Raw genomic sequence first — 16,033 nt, forward strand, 5'->3', positions numbered from 1 at the left:
CCATTCCCGTCCTGGCCATCGGGGCCCAGTGCTCTGGAGTACGGCGCTATGTGACGTTCGCGCGCACCGGGTGGTGCATCGAGGAGTGAACGTCGGCAGCGAGCACGACGTTCAGTCCTCCGGTGCCGTGTCGATTTCGGCGATCAGGGCTTCGATGCGGATCTTGATCTGGTCGCGGATGGGTCGGACGGATTCAACACCCTGGCCTGCGGGGTCTTCCAAGGCCCAGTCGAGGTACTTCTTGCCGGGGAAGATCGGGCAGGCGTCGCCGCAGCCCATGGTGATGACGTAGTCGGATGCCTGGACGGCCTCAGTGGTCAGCACCTTCGGCCTCTGGGCGGAGATGTCGATGCCGACCTCGGTCATCGCCTCGACCACCGCCGGGTTGACGGCGGGGGCGGGGGCGGAACCGGCTGAGCGGACCTCCACCTTGTCCTGGGCGAGGTGGGTGAGGAAGGCAGCGGCCATCTGGGAGCGTCCGGCGTTGTGGACGCAGACGAACAGCACCGACGGCTTGCGAGGGTCAGTCACGGGCGGGCTCCTGGAGGCCGGCCGGCTCGGCGGCCGGGTCGTTTTCGGGGAAGAGACGGCGGGCGGCGAGGGCGACATGGACGAGGCCGATCAGTACCGGCACCTCGATGAGGGGGCCGACGACGCCGGCCAGGGCCTGGCCGGATGTCGCGCCGAAGGTCGCGATGGCGACGGCGATGGCGAGTTCGAAGTTGTTGCCTGCCGCGGTGAACGCCAGCGTTGTGGTGCGTGGGTAGTTCAGGCCGACGGCCTTGCCCAGGGCCATGGACCCGGCCCACATGAGGGCGAAGTACACGAGCAGGGGCAGCGCGATCCGGGCGACGTCGAGAGGCTTGGAGGTGATGGCGTCGCCCTGGAGGGCGAAGAGCACGACGATGGTGAACAGCAGCCCCCACAGGGCGAACGGGCCGATGCGGGGGATCAGCTTCGTCTCGTACCAGGTGCGGCCCTTGGCCCTCTCGCCCAGGCGGCGGGTGAGGAAGCCTGCGGCCAGGGGGATGCCGAGGAAGATCAGGACGCTGCGGGCGATCTCCCACACCGAGACATTCAGCCCGGTCTGCTGCAGGCCCAGCCAGCCGGGCAGAACGGAGAGGTAGAACCAGCCCAGCAGGCTGAAGGCGAGGACCTGGAAAACGGAGTTCAGGGCGACCAGGACGGCAGCGGCTTCGCGATCGCCGCAGGCCAGGTCGTTCCAGATGATGACCATGGCGATGCAGCGGGCCAGCCCGACGATGATCAACCCGGTCCGGCACTCCGGCAGGTCGGGCAGGAAGATCCACGCGAGCGCGAACATCACGGCGGGGCCGAGGAGCCAGTTGATCACCAGGGAGGGGATCAGCAGGCGGCGGTCGCGGGTGACGGTGTCCAGTCGGTCGTATCGGACCTTGGCCAGCACCGGATACATCATCACCAGCAGACCCAGCGCGATCGGCAGCGAGACGCCGGTGACGGTCACCTTCGCCAGCGCGTCCCCCAGACCGGGCACCAGTCGCCCCAGGCCGAGGCCGGCGCCCATGGCCAGCAGGATCCACACGGCCAGGAAGCGGTCCAGGAACGACAGGCGGGCCGCGACCGGCCCCGCAGGCGCGGTCTGCGCCGTCGCTTTCGCGGTCATGAAGCCGCCCCGGCAGGCGTCTGGGCGGGCTGGGCGAGGGGCTGGCCGGCGGGCCGGGTCAGGATGCCGGCGAGGCGGTCGGTCATCTCCGGCAGCAGCCAGTAGTACACCCACGTCCCACGGCGTTCGCAGTCGATGAGTCCGGCCTGCCGCAGGTGCTTGAGGTGGTGGGAGATCGTCGGCTGCGACAGGTCGAAGGCGGGCGTCAGGTCACACACGCACACCTCGCCGCCGGCCCGGGAGGCGATCATCGACAGCAGTCGCAGCCGCACCGGATCGGCGAGGGCCTTGAAGACCTTCGACAGCTCGGTGGCCTGCTCTTCGTCCAGCGGCGCGGTCAGCAGCCCCGGGCAGCACTCCTGGGTCTGACCGAGCACCTCAAGCTCTTGTTTCGACATACGTCTATGTTGACGAACTTCAATTCAAGGCGCAAGCTTGTATCGATAAACATCAATGCAACGCGCTGGGAGGCCGTCATGCCCCGTGTGCAGCTCGCCCTCAACGTCCCCGACCTCGACGCGTCGGTGGAGTTCTACTCCAAGCTGTTCGGTGTCGAGCCGGCCAAGCGCCGCCCCGGATACGCCAACTTCGCCGTCGTCGAGCCGCCGCTGAAGCTCGTCCTCATTGAAGGCAGGGTGGGCCAGGAGACCCGCCTGGACCACCTCGGCGTCGAGGTCGACTCCACCGAGCAGGTCAACGCCGCCACCCACCGCCTGGTGGAAGCGGGGCTTGCGACCTTCGAGGAGAACGACACCTCCTGCTGCTACGCCCTCCAGGACAAGGTCTGGGTGCACGGCCCCGGCAAGGAACCCTGGGAGGTCTACGTCGTCAAGGCCGACGCCAGCCAGATGGGCAAGAGCAACATCCCGGGCAGCGACGCCTGCTGCGGCAGCCAGTCCGCCGCCGAGCCCACCGAGCCGACCTCCGGCTGCACCTGCGGCAGCAGCTGACCGACCCCGCCCGTGGCATGCCGCGCCTCGCGCGACAGCCGAGCTGCCGGCGCCTGACGGGCGGCACTACTGCAAGGCGATCCAGCCGTCGCGGATCCAGCCGTCCACATACCCCTCCAGGAACAGCCCCAGATCCACACCCCCCAACCCCGTCACCAAATCGGCGACTTGGGCGTACGGGAGCCAGACGAGCGGTACACCGACGCCGCGCAGGGCGCCCGGCGAGACGGCGTGCGAGGTGAAGATGCGGCGCCCGCCCCGCCGCTGCACAGCAGACCTCAGCAGCGACCGACGAGCGGCCTCGCGATCATGAACTGAGCAAGGCGCCCACCGCTCCCCAGCCCCATCCGCTACCCTGTCTGGGACCGCCGCTCGCGGCGGTCCGCTCCCTTGCCGGGGACTGGATGAACATCACTCAGGGTATTCATCCACGTTTTGCGCAAGGCCCCGCCTCCGTAGCTCAGGGGATAGAGCACCGCTCTCCTAAAGCGGGTGTCGCAGGTTCGAATCCTGCCGGGGGCACAACACAGACGGGAAACGAATCCCCGTACGGTCGGCTCGCATCGCCTCTGTCACGATTCGCCGTTGCGTCGATCGTGTCGCTGGTGAGCTTCACTCGGCAGCGAGCGCTGTTGGTGCGGCTTGTCGTAGTGGATCTGGAGCCTGAAGGCTTCGAACATGCTGCGACGCATCCCGTCAGGGAGTTCCGCGATCTCGCACCAACACCCCCTAACCATGCCCTCGCGTTCCCGCTGCCCATCATGGTCATCTGCGAGCTGCTCGGCGTGCGCACGAAGAGCGCGAGCGCTTCCGGGTGTGGTCGGACGCGGTCCCGGATGGACCGAAGGTTGTGACGACCCGACCTCCCGTCTCGGCGATGAACCGTACGAGTACGAGGTGGTGCGTGAGGTCCGTGCGGAAGCCGTTCGCACTTGGCCAGCAGCGATCTGAACGACGCAGCGCCCCGGCCGAGGCAGAATCGGGTCGCTGCTCGTGCGACGAAAATGCCTCAGAAGAACGGTTGATCTGTCCGGCCGGTCCCGCCACGAAGAAGGTGAAGAGTCTTGAGAAACAAGCCGGAACCCGCCGAGTTCATCTCCGGCGGTACGCGCCACACCATCACCAGGGCCCAGGTCGAAGCTGCCGCCTCACGCCTTTCCCCAGCACACAGCATGACGTTCAGCCAGAACCGCGAGTGGTACGCCCTCGTCGGCACCGGCCTCCACTACGTCCTGGATCTGATAACCGAGGCCACCGGCACCAAGCCCTCCGACGTGAAGACCGCCCGCCTCGCCCTCGACGCCTTGGGCTTCCCAGTCGTCTGCTGGGCCTGGGGCGACCTCCTTACTGACGGTCACTCCGGCCACACCCCGGGGACACCACAACATTGCAGGACAGCGCGCTAAAGGCCTTCCAGGGGACCATTCTGGAAGGCCTTCGGGTGCCCAATGGGAAGATCCTGGGAACATCGAGCGCGCTTTCTTCGCACTTCGGATATTCCTTAACGGTCCAGGAAAGCCCCCGCCCCTGCGGCCAGACGAGCCTCAGTGTCGGTGACGGCTGGGAGAGACCGCCGGCCCCGTCCAGGCACCCCAAGGTCCACGAGCCCGAGGGCGGAGTGTGCTCGCGGAAACCGCGGACCGCGTCGCGCTCGTCGATTGTGCGCGACTGTACGCCCGCGGGTTGCCACGCAGGCCCCTGCCGTGGTCGTCGTGCTCGTTTGGTCTGCTCCGCACTGTGGGGTTGGTGGTGACCGGCTGACCACGGAGGCCGCCCTCCGCGTGAGGTGCGGGAGCGCGTCGGACGGTGACGCTCGCACGTACAGCGACGGTGGAGTTGAGGGCTGACCCGCCCTTCCGGAAGAAGAGCGGATCGCATGACAGTGCCGTGAAAATCTTCCTGATGTTCCAGGCTTCTACTATCAACCTCTTTCCTTCAGGTCCACGTTGGCCTAAATTCGCCCCCGCTCCCCCACCCATACACGCCTGGAGGCGTTCATGGCGAAGCGAAGATGGGCCACGGCTACCGTGGCCGGTGCGGCGGCGATAGCCGGCACCCTGATGGCAACACCTCACGCGCAAGCGGCACCGCGCAACCTCAAACTGGTCGCGACCAAGCAGTCGTTGCTGGCCAAGCACTACTGGTACAAGCAGACCTACCAAGGCCACCCGGTCCTGGGCGGGTTCTACGCCACGCATGTGGACCGACGCACGGGCAAGACCACCGTGACCGACGGGCGGGTGAAGGTCTCCGGGCTGGCCCACTCGAACGCCGCCGTCGGCGCCGACCGCGCCCGTTCACTCGCCGCGGCCCGCAGTCATGGCCGGAAAAACCTCCGGGCCACGCTGTCCGTCGTACCGGGCAGTCCGGCCCGGCTGGCCTGGGAGGTGCTCGACGACACCGGCCACGGTTCGGTGCGCACCGTGGTCGACGCCGACAGCGGCAAGGTGCTGTCCAGCAAGTCGATGGTGAAGGAGATCGACGGCACCGGAAAGGTGTTCTCGCCCAACGCGGTCGTGACCCTGCAAAACGAATCCCTCACCGACAACAACAATGCCGACTCAGCGGTGTTCGGCCCGGCCTACAAGACGGTCACGCTGAAGAACCTGGACGGAACGGGCTACCTGCGAGGCCCCTCCGCTTACAACGTCAGCAGGAAACAGGTCAGCTCGTCCAGCAACTCGTTCCTGTACAACCGGTCCCAGGACGGGTTCGAGCAGACGATGGCCTACCACGCGATCACCAGCACGCAGGAGTACATCCAGAGCCTGGGCTTCAGCGACGTCAACAACGAGCCACAGGATTACCGCACCACGGGGCTCACCGCTGACAACTCGAACTACGACGGGCCCACGGACAAGATCACGTTCGGCACCGGCGGCGTGGACGACGCCGAAGACGCCGAGGTGATCTGGCACGAGTACGGGCACGCCATCCAGGACGCCCAGGTGCCTGGCTACGGGACCACCAAGGAGTCCAGCGCCATCGGCGAGGGTTTCGGTGACTACTGGGCCTACACCAACTCGAAGCCGGTGAGCCAGGACACCGCCACCACGCCGCTGGCCTGCATCGGTGACTGGGACGCCACCTCCTACACCTCGACCACCCCGCACTGCCTGCGCCGTGTCGACGGCACCAAGCACTACCCGCAGGACATGGCCGGCGAGGTGCACGCGGACGGCGAGATCTGGTCACGGGCCCTGTACGACATCCACGCCGCGCTGGGCCGCACCGAGAGCGACACGCTGATCCTGGAGTCGCAGTTCTCCTACGCGCCGAACACCACGTTCGCGGCGGCAGCCCAGGCCACCGTGAACGCCGCCAACTCCCTGTACGGCGCCGCCGCCGCGGACTCGGTACGCACCGCGTTCGTCAATCGCGGCATCCTGTAACCCCACGGGATCGGCCCCGAACACCGGCGGGCCTGACCACTACCGGGCCCGCCGGTGCAGCTTCCGGCCGCATCGAGTCCGGGCAGACGGCACACGGCACGGGACGGGCCCGGCGGATCAGCCGCCGGGCCCGTCAGCGTCGCATCAGGCCCAGGCCCGTCGCAGCGCCGAGGTGACGCGTTCGATGGCTTCCCTTGCCGTGGGGATGGCTGCCGGCATGCTGAAGAACCCGTGGATCTGGCCCTCGTAGCGCACCTGCTCCACCGTGACACCGGCCTCGCGCAGGCGCTGTGCATACGCCTCGCCCTCGTCCCGCAGCGGGTCGTACCCCGCGGTGATCACCAGCGCCGGCGGGGCGGCGGCCAGGGTGGCGGCATCGGCGTACAGGGGCGAGACGCGCGGGTCCCTCGGGTCGGCGTCCTCGCCGAGGTAGTGGCCCTGGAACCACGCGAGCGCGTCCTTGGTCAGCAGCAGGCCCTCGCCGTTCTCCTCGTAGGAGGGGAAGGGGTGGGTGAGGTCGGTCGCGGGGTACACCAGGGCCTGGAGGCCGAAGGTGCCCGGCAGTTCGTTGGCGAGTACGGCGCTCAGATTGGCGCCCGCCGAGTCCCCGCCGACGGCCATCCTGGTGGTGTCACCGCCGAGCACCCCGATCTCGCTGGACACCCACGTCGCGACCGCCCTGACGTCCTCGACGGCGGCCGGGAACGGGTGCTCCGGCGCGAGCCGGTAGTCGACGCTGACCACCAGGTATCCGGCGAGACGGGACAGGTCCCGGGCCGTCGCGTCGGATGCGGCGGCGCTTCCCACCGTCCAGCCGCCGCCGTGGATCCAGATCAGTACGGGGTGCGGGCCCTCGCCCTCGGGCCAATACAGCTTGACGGGAACGCCGTTGGCCACCGCGTCCTCGGCCCGGGCCACCGCGGCCGGTTCGCCCCCGAGGTTGACCCACATCTCGTCCCCCACCGAACGGGCCTCTGCCGCGGAGAGTTCGTGCAGCTGGGGCACACCGGGCTGCATGGCCATGTCGAGCACCGCCCGCGCCGCCGGGTCCAGGGGCGTCCTGGTGGTGATGACGATCTTCCCTCGCAGGTGGCCGTCGTCGAGGCGGCGGTAGGCGTCGGCCGCCTGCTCCAGCGGGAAGACCGCTTCGATGGGCATGTGGAGACGGCCGTCCTCGATCATCGGCAGCACGTCGTCCATGACCTGCGGCAGGGGGAGCATCTCGCGGGAGAAGCGCACGCCGTGCCGGGCGGCGTCGAGGTCGGCGATGGTGAGGACCTTGTCCGGGTTTCCGGTCAGTTCGACGGACAGGGGCAGGACGTCGCGTCCGGAGGCGTCGAGGACGGCGTCGATGCCCTGCGGGGCGACGGCGCGTATCCGGTCGGCCAGGCCGTCGCCGTACGTGACGGGGGTGGCGCCGAGGTCGCGGAGGAAGGGGTGGTTGGCTTCGCCGGCGGTGCCGATGACGGTGGCGCCCAGGGCGCGGGCGAGCTGGACGGCCATGAGGCCGACGCCGCCGGCTGCGGCGTGCACCAGCAGGGTCTGGCCGGCGACCAGGCCGAGTTGGCGCAGGGTGCGATAGGCGGTCTCGGTGGCGATCGGCAGGGCGGCGGCCTGCTCGAAGGTGAGGAAGTCGGGCTTGGCGACGACGGTGTCGTCGTCGGCCAGGGCGTGGGTGGCGACGGCGTCCTGCTGGGCGGTGCGTCCCAGCACCGGTTGGCCGGTCTTCCACTGCGTGACGCCGGGTCCGAGGGCGTCGATGACTCCGGCCATCTCCAGGCCCAGGGGCTGGGGTTCGGCGGGGGCCTCCTGGCCGGGAGTGAACAGGCCCCGGCGCTTCTTGGAGTCCAGGGCGTTGGCGCCGGCGGCGTGGATGCGGACGCGGACCTGGCCGGGGCCGGGCTCGGGCAGCGGCACCTCGGTCACGTCGAGTACGTCGGGGCCACCGTAGGCGGCGTGCTGGAGTCTGCGGGCGAGGGCAGTCATGGCGGGTCCTTCGGGTGAGCGGTGAAGGTCAAGGTGAAATCGAAGGCGAAGGTGTCGAAGAGGGGGCGGGGCTCGGCGGGGACCGCCGGGGAGGGCCGGTTCGCCGTGCCCCGACCGGTGGCGGTGACCTGCGGTCAGGCGGGCAGGGCCGGGTAGTCGGTGTAGCCGCGCTCGTCGCCGCCGTAGAAGGTGGCCCGGTCGGGCTCGTTGTAGGGACCGCCGGCCGCGAGGCGGCGGGGCAGGTCGGGGTTGGCCAGGAACAGCGCGCCGAAGGCGATCAGGTCCGCGGCGCCGTCCTCGATCAGGCCGAGGGAGTCGTGGCCGGTGGGCGCGGGGTGGGTGAAGGGGTTGAGGACGAACGTGCCGGGCCAGTCCTTGCGCAGGCGCTCGGTCAGGCTGCGGTCCGGGCCTTCGAGTACGTGCAGATAGGCCAGGTCCAGCGGGGCGAGACCGGCCACCAGGGCCGTGTAGGTCTCCGCCAGGTCCGCCGGGTCCGTCTCGGCGATGTCGTTGAAGGGGGTGCCGGGGGAGATACGGATACCGGTCCGGTGGGCGCCGATCGCCTCCGCGACGGCCGCGGCGACCTCGACGGCGAAGCGCACCCGGCCCGCGACGTCGCCGCCCCAGGTGTCGGTGCGCTGATTGGCGTTGGGGGCGAGGAACTGGTGGATCAGGTAGCCGTTCGCGCCGTGGAGCTCCACGCCGTCGAAGCCGGCGGCGACGGCGTTGCGCGCCGCGTCGGTGAAGTCGGCGATCGTCCGCACGATCTCGTCGTGCGCCAGCTCCTTCGGCGTGACGAAGTCCTGGGGACCCTGGTGCGTGTACACCTGGCCCTTCGCGGCGACGGCGGAGGGGCCCACCGGGATCAGGCCGTCGGGCAGCAGGCTGGGGTGGCCGACCCGGCCGGTGTGCATCAGCTGCGCGAAGATCACCCCGCCCTCGCCGTGGACCGCGTCGGTCACCTGCCGCCAGGCGGCGACCTGCTCGGCGGAGTGCAGGCCCGGGGTGTCGGGGTAGCCCTGGCCGACCACCGACGGCTGGACGCCCTCGGTGACGATCAGGCCGGCGCTTGCCCGCTGTGCGTAGTAGGTCGCCATCAGCTCCGTCGCGGTGGCCCCCTGCCCGTAGGCGCGGCTACGGGTCATCGGCGCCATCGCTATGCGGTTGGCCAGACGCTTGCCGCCCAGCTCGATCGGGTCGAACGCGGTCGTCATGATCATTCCTTTGGTGAGGAGCGGGAGGCCGCCCGGTCCGGCGGCGCTCCATCGGCGTGCTGGTGCGCCAGGCACCATTACCTGTCCGAACAAGTAAAACACGCTGCCGCTTCCCACATCGATGAGTGAGGCACGTCACTCGCCCACTGTTCACCTGGAATTACCCGCCACCTACAGGGATGCCCTAAGGGGCGAAGGGGCGGCTATCCTGATTACTGTCCGATCAGTTTCAGCCGGAGATTAGGATGGGATCTTGATGAGCCGGGCGACCAACCGCAACGCGCAAAGCCAGCCGAGCCAGCCACCGACAGCGGCGTCGGCCACCTCCTCGGTGCCGGTGCCCGCCGCCGCCCACGCGGGGCCGGTCAGCCACTCGATCTTCCGCGTGGCCCGCCTGCACCGCATGATCGCCGGGCAGCTGCTGCGCCGCGTCGGCCTCCACCTGGGCCAGGAGCTGGTCATGATGCATCTGTGGGAAATCGGCCCCCAGCGGCAGACCGATCTGGTGCGCCTGATCGACTCCGACGCCGCCACCATGACCCGCAGCATCAAACGCCTGGAGAACGCCGGCTTCGTCCGCCGCCGCCCCTGCCCCGACGACAAACGCGCCGTCATCATCGAACCGACTGCCGCGAGCCAGGCGCTGCGCCGAGAGGTCGAACGCATCTGGGCCGAGCTCGAAGAGGCCTCGACCGGCGACCTCACCCCCGATCAGCAGGCCGAAACGCTGCACGCCCTGCGCCGTATCGAGGACAGCCTCGCCCGCACGGCCGCACGCACTTCCCCGGCAGATGCCCCCGCACCGGCCACTGAGGCTGAGACGACGACCGGCACGGGGCGGACGTCCCCCACGGAGTGAGCGCGTAACCCGGCGCCCGGCCACGCCCGTTCGGTCAGCGGGTCGGCGGCGCCACGACCCGGCAGGCCGGCCATGCCCAGGTCAGCGCGCACAGAACGGGGGCCGGCAGCTCTACGGGCCGGCATCGCGACGGCTGACGGCTTGCGCCCCAATGGCGTCACGCGGACCGCTATGCTGATGAACTGCTCGAAGTTCCGGGACTGGGGGGCCATTTCTGTGCGATTTACTCTGACCTGCGACGAGGGCACCGACGAGGAGGTGTCCTCCCTCCTGGAGATGCTCCGTCGGCACAGGCACGGAGCCGGCCTCAACCCCCAGCTGCTGACGAAGCCCGGCGCACCCGGCGACATGGGCGTGCTCCATGACGCCATCGTCTTTGCCAGCGAGAACCGCCAGCTGATCGAAACGGGGCTTTCCGTCTTCGGTGCGTGGCTGGAGGCACGCCTCCAGCCGAGTGTGTGGACGGTGTCCAACGGCACACGTACGGTGCAGGTCAGGACCAGGAAGCTGGACCGGGAGGCCCTGGAGGCCCTGTCATCCCTCATGGACGAGGACACAGAGCCCGACGAGGACTGAAGCGAGTATCGACTTGGCCATAACCGGCGAGCCTGTCCCCTTCGACCCGGCGCGATCACGGGCTGTCCTCATCGGGTGTTCCACCTACCATCCCCACCTCAAGCAGGAGGGATTAGGCGACCTACCATCGGTGCCGCACAGCCTCGACGCCATGCGCGACCTGCTGGACCAGTGGGGGATGCCGAGCCGCAACTGCGACACGGTCAGCGACCGGAACGGACCGCTGACCACAGACACCATCCGAGAAGCACTGCGCAACGCCGCGCTGCGGCCGAAGGAACGCTCGGATCTCCTGCTCGTCTATTTCTCGGGCCACGGCTACACGATCGAACCTGCCGACGGGCAGGGGCTGTACCTCGCGCTCAGCAAGACCGAGTCCGTCAGGGACAATCACGGCAGCTTGGCGTTCAGCCTCATCGCAAACATCTTGCAGGACCCGGCAGTTCAGGCCGATCACATCATGGTGATTCTGGATTGCTGTCACGCGGGAGCGGCCGTCTCCCATGTGCGTCCGGTCCTTCAGCCGCCGGGCGAAACAGGGGTGAGCATTGCTCTGCTGGTGGCGGCCGACAAGGGCTGGAAGGCGAAGTCGCCCACCGAAGACGGGCCCAGCTTCTTCACCGGTGCGTTCATCGCGGCTGCCGGTCGGCCCGCCCCGCGCAGTGGGTCCCATCTGAGCCTCAGCGACCTCGCGCAGTCCGTGAAACAGCAGGCGGAGCAGCACAACGAGGGACTGCGGCTCCCTGATCTTCATGAGCGGGTACCGATCCCACTCACCTTGCACGGCCATGTGGCGGACCACCCCTGGTTGCCCAACAAAGCCCACCCGACGCCCGGTTCAGCGGAGCTGTCTCTCCCCTGCACCGCTCCGGCACAGGTTGCGGCGGAGAAGGGGGCAGCGTCCGAAGCCGTAGCCCCGTCCGAGGAGAGTGGAGCGGCGTCCGAAGCCGCGCCCCCGTCCGAAGCGAGTGGTGCGGCGGCTGAGGCCGCTCCCGTTGTCGAGAAGGCCGCTCCGTTCGGTCTGAAATGGCCGTGGGACTACCCCTCGCCGCTGCGCCCCGTCCTCCCCCGCCCGGAGGAGTTCGGCCAGCTGCAAACCCGGTCGCGGCCGGGGAATGTCGTACCGATCACCGGCGAGCCGGGGGTCGGCAAGAAGTGCCTCACGGAGATGTTCGTGCGGGAGCGGGACGGCTCGCGCGCGGTCATGCCCAGCGACCCCTATGTGCTGCGGCTCGACCTCGATCTCATCCGGTACAAGAGCCCCGTACCCGCCCTTCGTGCGCTTCAGTTCACGCTGGGTCTGGACCGGTACCGGAATGGCGGAACCCCACAGGATTCCCTCGATTTCGCGGAGTTGCGCGAGCAGGCGGTGGCGCAGCTGGCCCGACGGGTCGGCGGCCGGCCCTTGGTCGTGTACATCACCTTGCGTACGCCCCGCTCCGGGCGCCGCAAGATCCATGACGACCTGGAACGGCTCCTCGCCTATCCGGTCTTCCGGGACGCGATCGTCCTGGTCGTCTCCGCGCGCGATCTGGAAGGGCTCACCGGCGCCGGCCAGCTCCTGCCGTCGGCGCCGGTGAACGTGCCTCCGCTCAGCCTGGACCAGTGCGCTGAGCTGTTGCGACTCCTGCTGGAGGAGCGGGAGATCACGGGCGTCGACCCGGCTGCCGCACTGCGGCTGTCCGGTGACGAGTCCATCGCGTTCCGCCCGACGGTGCTGACACAGGCAGTGGCCGCGCTCGGCCTCCGCCTCACCGCAGGGGGCACCACCGCACACGACGGAATGCTCGCCGAGGAAATCCGCCGGGCCACCCATTACGTGGTCGGCCCGGCGCTCATCGAATCGGGCTGCCGCCTGGAGGAAGACTCCCGCCCGGGCGCCCTCGCCTTTCTTCTCGCGTGGGCGCAGCTGGGATCACCACCCCTTTCGGTGACCGGCCTGCCCCCCGAGCTGAGTTCCCTGCAAAGCGCCATTCCCTGGCTGCGAAAGTCGGGCGTGCTCGTCGACAGCGTGCCGGGCGAGGCATCAGAGGTGGCCATCAGCCCGGCTGCCGCGGAGGCGTTCAAGGAGATCCACAGAAGACTCCAGATGCCGCCGGAGGACCGGTTCGGGAAGAACCATCTCCCGGACTTTCTCTGCGGGGTGCCGGAACCGGATGAGACAACAGTGGACCGGATCATCGGCGACGCCACCGCGCACTTGCTCAACCACGTGCACGAGTTCGCCGGTACGGACAGCAAGGGCCATGACGGATTCCATGTGGTGCGGGCCCTGGAACGGGCACTCGACGACCTCGATGAACTCCCGAAGGGCCTGACCACCAACGAGTGGTCCAGCACCCGATCGGTCGTCGTGGCCAACCTGCTGGCCCGATCGGACGACGCGCTGATCCTGCCCGTCGACCTCAAGGACGCGGAGAGCGAACTCCTCGCACTCCACGGCCGCATGTCGGACCCGACGGCCCGCAAGCCGCTGTCAGGGGTGAAGCTCGGGATCGCACAGCTCAACGTGGTATCGCGGCTCTCCACCGATACGCCGGGCATCCACGACAGCTTCTCTCAGGTGCTCACGCAGCTCTGGGAGGAGTTCTCCCGCCAGCCACTGCAAAGCCACGAGGACATCAACACACTCGACCGGCTGACCTTCATGTGCGCACAGCGTCTCGACGCGATCAGCGACGTGGCCGAATTCCGCAACCTCGTGCTGGAAGGTGTTTCCCACGCCGTCACACAGGACTTCACCCCCGGCCGGGTGAGTCGAACCCTCGCCCTCGCCGGCTGGGGCCTGGGTACCGCCGAACTCTCTGACGACAGTGAGCTGCATTCCCGCACCGCGCGACTCGTCCAGTCCCTGATCGACAGCCTCGAAGAGTCGATCAGGGCCGCCCCCAGTGGCGGACTCCGGAACTTGATGCACCGGCTGAGCCTGCTGCATGCCAAGGCCAGTTGGGATCCCCAGGAGACGGCAGAGCACCTGATCGACGCCTGGCGGCACGGCACGCGAGGCGGTGAGACGCAGGCATGGCGAGAGCACGATGAGGTGCTCGATCGCATCCTCAGCGGTGAGGCCGCGGGAAGGGTGCTCGGTGCGCTCCTCGCCCTCCTGCTGACGGACGAGGACGACGCATTCGAGGAGGCCATTCCACCGAACACCCGTTGGCGGGCCGCCGCCAAGGCAGCCAACATCTACAAGAGGCAGATAGCCTCCCTGCCCGCCCAGGAACAGCTCGCGGCGCTGGACGAGGTCGCCCGCTACGCGGCCGCCACCTGGTCCTCCGCCGACGACCAAACCGTGTTCGGCTCCTTCTTCACCTCCTTCATGGCCTCGGTCCGGGATGCCCAGGGCGAGCACCAGGAGGTGCTGCACGGCCTCAAGGCCCTCAAGGAGTCCCTGGACCAGGCGCTCATGGACACCCCGAACTGGATGATCCTCAGAAGTTGGCTGACCATCGTGTCGATGTTGCGCGAGCGGTCGTGGTCCTCGGAACTCACACACTCCGCAGGGCCGGCGCTCAAGCAGTGGACCACCGTGGTGAAGTCGGCCGGCGGCGCCGACGCGGACGCGGACGCATGGGCTCCCTTCCATGGCCTGGAGCTGCTGCACGAGGTGGATGCTCCGCTCGTCCTGCCAGGTCCGCGCATCTTCAGCCACGTCCCTGACGACGGACAGGCCGCGCACCTACGCCATGTGTACGAGGAACGCCACGCCAAGGTCGCATCCTTTGCACAGGCGTACGGGCAGGACGTGACCTGGTTCAGGATGCTCAGTGCTCTGGAGAGCCGGGTCCTCCACGAGAAAGCGGCTCTCACGGGAGAGAGCGTTGACGTGGACGAGGTCGAGCAGATCTACCGGGTTCTCGGCGGCAGACAACCGAACCCGATTTCCGAGTTCAGCGTGATCAGGGCGAAGGACCACCTGGCTTCCTGGTTGTTCGCCAAGGCGGCCAAGTCCGCGGAGCCGAAACGCCGGAGCATCCCTGAACACAAGCTGAGCGAGCTCGTCGGCGTCCGCGCCGACGCCCTTCTGCGGCAAGCACTGTGGGACGAGTACCCGGGCGAAGTCCAGCGCCGTCTGCTGGAGACAGCGCATCGCGAACTCGCCGAGACGCGCTACGCGGCGCCCGGGCACTGGAGTTCGGTGCTGCGACTGCGCACGGCGCGGGGGCACACCCCCTCACTGGCTCCGCAGCTCGGTGCCGTGGCAGATCTGAATGCCCTGATTACGGCGGAGGAGAGCGCGGGCTTCCTGGAGCTGGCCGCAGCTCTCACGGACCTTGGCGAGCACACGTCGAGCGTCGAAATGGAGCCGTTCGTAGCGGGACTGGAGACAGCCGGAGCGAATGTCGAATCGGTCCACCAACTGGCTCTGTTCCACCTCGAACAGGCGGAATGGCTCTGCAGCATGGTGCCGTTGAAATGGCGCTCGGACACGGACGTCCCCTGCTTCCAAAGGCCGTCCGGACTGCGTGAGGAGGAACGCCTTGCCGCAAGCCTGCGGAGTGCGTGGTCCTGCTTCAACGCAGTGGTCTGGCTCGATGCGAACCACTGGGCCGGCCGGGTCCAGTCGGCCATGGGGCAGGGCCGGGTCCTGGCCCTGGCGTCCTTGGTCTGGGGCCACGGGATGGGCGACGTACTGGGACTGGGCGAGGGGTACACCGATTCCGCCGAGGAACTCGGGCTGAAGCTCCTCGGCTTCGCCGAACGGCACTCGATCCGTCGAGGTCGGTTCGCCGCGGCGCGGCTCTCCGAGGCCTTCCTCCGTCAGGTGCACCACGCCTGAGCCAGGAGATCGGAAGCTAGCGGTTGGCCGAGAAGCCAGGTCGGCAGTTGTCCGACCTGGCTTCTCCGTTCCGGTGGCTGCGCGTCAGTTCTCCGGGTGGTGCACGGAGAACACCGTGTAGGCGTGCGGGTCGGGCTTGGCGAGTTCGGCGGCCTTGTCGCGGTAGTACTGGACGTCGGGGTCGCCCATGGTCGCCTTGATGTCGGCCTTGCTGCGCCACTGGGCGTAGTAGACGAGACGCTTGCCGTCGAGGCTGGTGAGGATGTTCACCGAGATGCACCCCGGGCGGTGCCGGATGAAACGGTCGGCGCCCTCGCTCATCACTTCGGCCAGTTCCTTCTGGCGGTCGGGCTCCACGTCGAAGACGTTGATCATGGCGAAGGTGCCGTCGTCGGTGCGGATCACGGTTTCACTCATGGTGTGGTTCCTTTCCTGGCCCGCGCGGGCGGACCTCGGGGTCATGAGGGGACTTCGGGACGGACAGCGCGGTGGCGGGCTCGTTCAGTGGAGCGCGGAGCCTGCCATGCGCGTGGGGGGTCGCGTGACCCGGGCCGTCGCCCATGCGCGCGCCACCTCGACGGCCTGAGCCGGGTTGAGGCGGGGGTCGCAGTGCGAGGCGGGGGCATTGGTG

13 protein-coding genes and 1 tRNA gene are annotated in these 16,033 nt (G+C 68.7%); 7 read left to right on the forward strand and 7 right to left on the reverse strand.

Translation table 11 applies throughout. The features are described 5' to 3' along the window. Nucleotides 1–111: 111 nt before the first annotated feature. From EST54_RS17880 to EST54_RS17890, 3 genes are read right to left on the reverse strand one after another with little or no spacing between them, the layout of a single operon-like run. Nucleotides 112–531 carry an arsenate reductase ArsC gene (locus tag EST54_RS17880; RefSeq protein WP_275543274.1) on the reverse strand — a complete coding sequence of 140 codons (420 nt, stop codon included), beginning with the start codon at nucleotides 529–531 and terminating at the stop codon, nucleotides 112–114. Continuing rightward, a complete protein-coding gene (arsB, locus tag EST54_RS17885; protein ID WP_129248642.1) occupies nucleotides 524–1,645 on the reverse strand; it encodes an ACR3 family arsenite efflux transporter in 1,122 nt (373 codons plus the stop codon). Before arsB ends, EST54_RS17880 begins: the two co-directional genes overlap by 8 nt. Continuing rightward, nucleotides 1,642–2,043, reverse strand: coding sequence for an ArsR/SmtB family transcription factor (locus tag EST54_RS17890; RefSeq protein WP_129248643.1), 402 nt, complete (start codon nucleotides 2,041–2,043; stop codon nucleotides 1,642–1,644). The genes arsB and EST54_RS17890 overlap by 4 nt, the downstream gene beginning before the upstream one ends. A gap of 78 nt (nucleotides 2,044–2,121) precedes the next feature. Between EST54_RS17890 and EST54_RS17895 the strand changes: the two genes are divergently transcribed. Then, entirely contained in the window at nucleotides 2,122–2,595 is a 474-nt protein-coding gene (locus tag EST54_RS17895; RefSeq protein ID WP_129248644.1) for an ArsI/CadI family heavy metal resistance metalloenzyme, read from the forward strand. A 66-nt stretch (nucleotides 2,596–2,661) separates the two neighbouring features. Here the strand turns inward: EST54_RS17895 and EST54_RS17900 are convergent, their stop codons facing one another. Next, nucleotides 2,662–2,865 (reverse strand): hypothetical protein, encoded by a 204-nt coding sequence (locus EST54_RS17900; RefSeq protein ID WP_129248645.1) that lies wholly within the window; start codon nucleotides 2,863–2,865, stop codon nucleotides 2,662–2,664. A gap of 179 nt (nucleotides 2,866–3,044) precedes the next feature. Here EST54_RS17900 and EST54_RS17905 point away from each other — a divergent pair. From EST54_RS17905 to EST54_RS17915, 3 genes are all read left to right on the forward strand, one after another. After that, nucleotides 3,045–3,117, forward strand: a tRNA-Arg gene (locus EST54_RS17905). 542 nt (nucleotides 3,118–3,659) lie between these two features. After that, nucleotides 3,660–4,001: a hypothetical protein gene (locus EST54_RS17910; protein WP_129248646.1), complete on the forward strand. Its 342-nt coding sequence runs from the start codon at nucleotides 3,660–3,662 to the stop codon at nucleotides 3,999–4,001. Nucleotides 4,002–4,592: 591 nt separating this feature from the next. Beyond that, entirely contained in the window at nucleotides 4,593–5,987 is a 1,395-nt protein-coding gene (locus EST54_RS17915) for a M36 family metallopeptidase (RefSeq protein ID WP_129248647.1), read from the forward strand. Nucleotides 5,988–6,131: 144 nt separating this feature from the next. On the opposite strand, the gene EST54_RS36350 is transcribed toward EST54_RS17915, so the two are convergent. After that, the gene (locus EST54_RS36350) at nucleotides 6,132–7,973 is read right to left on the reverse strand and encodes an alpha/beta hydrolase fold domain-containing protein (protein ID WP_203525463.1); all 1,842 of its coding nucleotides are present in this window, start codon (nucleotides 7,971–7,973) and stop codon (nucleotides 6,132–6,134) included. A gap of 134 nt (nucleotides 7,974–8,107) precedes the next feature. Then, the gene (locus EST54_RS17930; protein ID WP_129248648.1) at nucleotides 8,108–9,187 is read right to left on the reverse strand and encodes an alkene reductase; all 1,080 of its coding nucleotides are present in this window, start codon (nucleotides 9,185–9,187) and stop codon (nucleotides 8,108–8,110) included. Nucleotides 9,188–9,443: 256 nt separating this feature from the next. Between EST54_RS17930 and EST54_RS17935 the strand changes: the two genes are divergently transcribed. The 3 genes from EST54_RS17935 (at nucleotide 9,444) to EST54_RS17940 (ending at nucleotide 15,402) form a co-directional block, all read left to right on the forward strand. Next, nucleotides 9,444–10,046 carry a MarR family winged helix-turn-helix transcriptional regulator gene (locus EST54_RS17935; RefSeq protein ID WP_129248649.1) on the forward strand — a complete coding sequence of 201 codons (603 nt, stop codon included), beginning with the start codon at nucleotides 9,444–9,446 and terminating at the stop codon, nucleotides 10,044–10,046. Nucleotides 10,047–10,262: 216 nt separating this feature from the next. After that, on the forward strand, nucleotides 10,263–10,622 hold the full coding sequence (locus EST54_RS34275; RefSeq protein WP_161989295.1) for an effector-associated constant component EACC1: 360 nt from the start codon (nucleotides 10,263–10,265) through the stop codon (nucleotides 10,620–10,622). 13 nt (nucleotides 10,623–10,635) lie between these two features. Beyond that, entirely contained in the window at nucleotides 10,636–15,402 is a 4,767-nt protein-coding gene (locus tag EST54_RS17940; RefSeq protein WP_161989296.1) for a caspase family protein, read from the forward strand. A gap of 84 nt (nucleotides 15,403–15,486) precedes the next feature. Here EST54_RS17940 and EST54_RS17945 read toward each other — a convergent pair whose 3' ends face one another. Then, nucleotides 15,487–15,819 (reverse strand): antibiotic biosynthesis monooxygenase family protein, encoded by a 333-nt coding sequence (locus EST54_RS17945; RefSeq protein WP_129248651.1) that lies wholly within the window; start codon nucleotides 15,817–15,819, stop codon nucleotides 15,487–15,489. Between the last annotated feature and the right edge of the window lie 214 nt (nucleotides 15,820–16,033).

Source organism: Streptomyces sioyaensis, assembly GCF_004122735.1.
GTDB lineage: Bacteria > Actinomycetota > Actinomycetes > Streptomycetales > Streptomycetaceae > Streptomyces > Streptomyces sioyaensis.

Coding starts and splice junctions, on each gene's coding strand:
- arsB (WP_129248642.1), bottom strand. CDS start 1,645: ATGACCGCGAAAGCGACGGCGCAGACCGCGCCTGCGGGGCCGGTCGCG.
- EST54_RS17890 (WP_129248643.1), bottom strand. CDS start 2,043: ATGTCGAAACAAGAGCTTGAGGTGCTCGGTCAGACCCAGGAGTGCTGC.
- EST54_RS17895 (WP_129248644.1), top strand. CDS start 2,122: ATGCCCCGTGTGCAGCTCGCCCTCAACGTCCCCGACCTCGACGCGTCG.
- EST54_RS17915 (WP_129248647.1), top strand. CDS start 4,593: ATGGCGAAGCGAAGATGGGCCACGGCTACCGTGGCCGGTGCGGCGGCG.
- EST54_RS36350 (WP_203525463.1), bottom strand. CDS start 7,973: ATGACTGCCCTCGCCCGCAGACTCCAGCACGCCGCCTACGGTGGCCCC.
- EST54_RS17930 (WP_129248648.1), bottom strand. CDS start 9,187: ATGACGACCGCGTTCGACCCGATCGAGCTGGGCGGCAAGCGTCTGGCC.
- EST54_RS17935 (WP_129248649.1), top strand. CDS start 9,444: ATGAGCCGGGCGACCAACCGCAACGCGCAAAGCCAGCCGAGCCAGCCA.
- EST54_RS17945 (WP_129248651.1), bottom strand. CDS start 15,819: ATGAGTGAAACCGTGATCCGCACCGACGACGGCACCTTCGCCATGATC.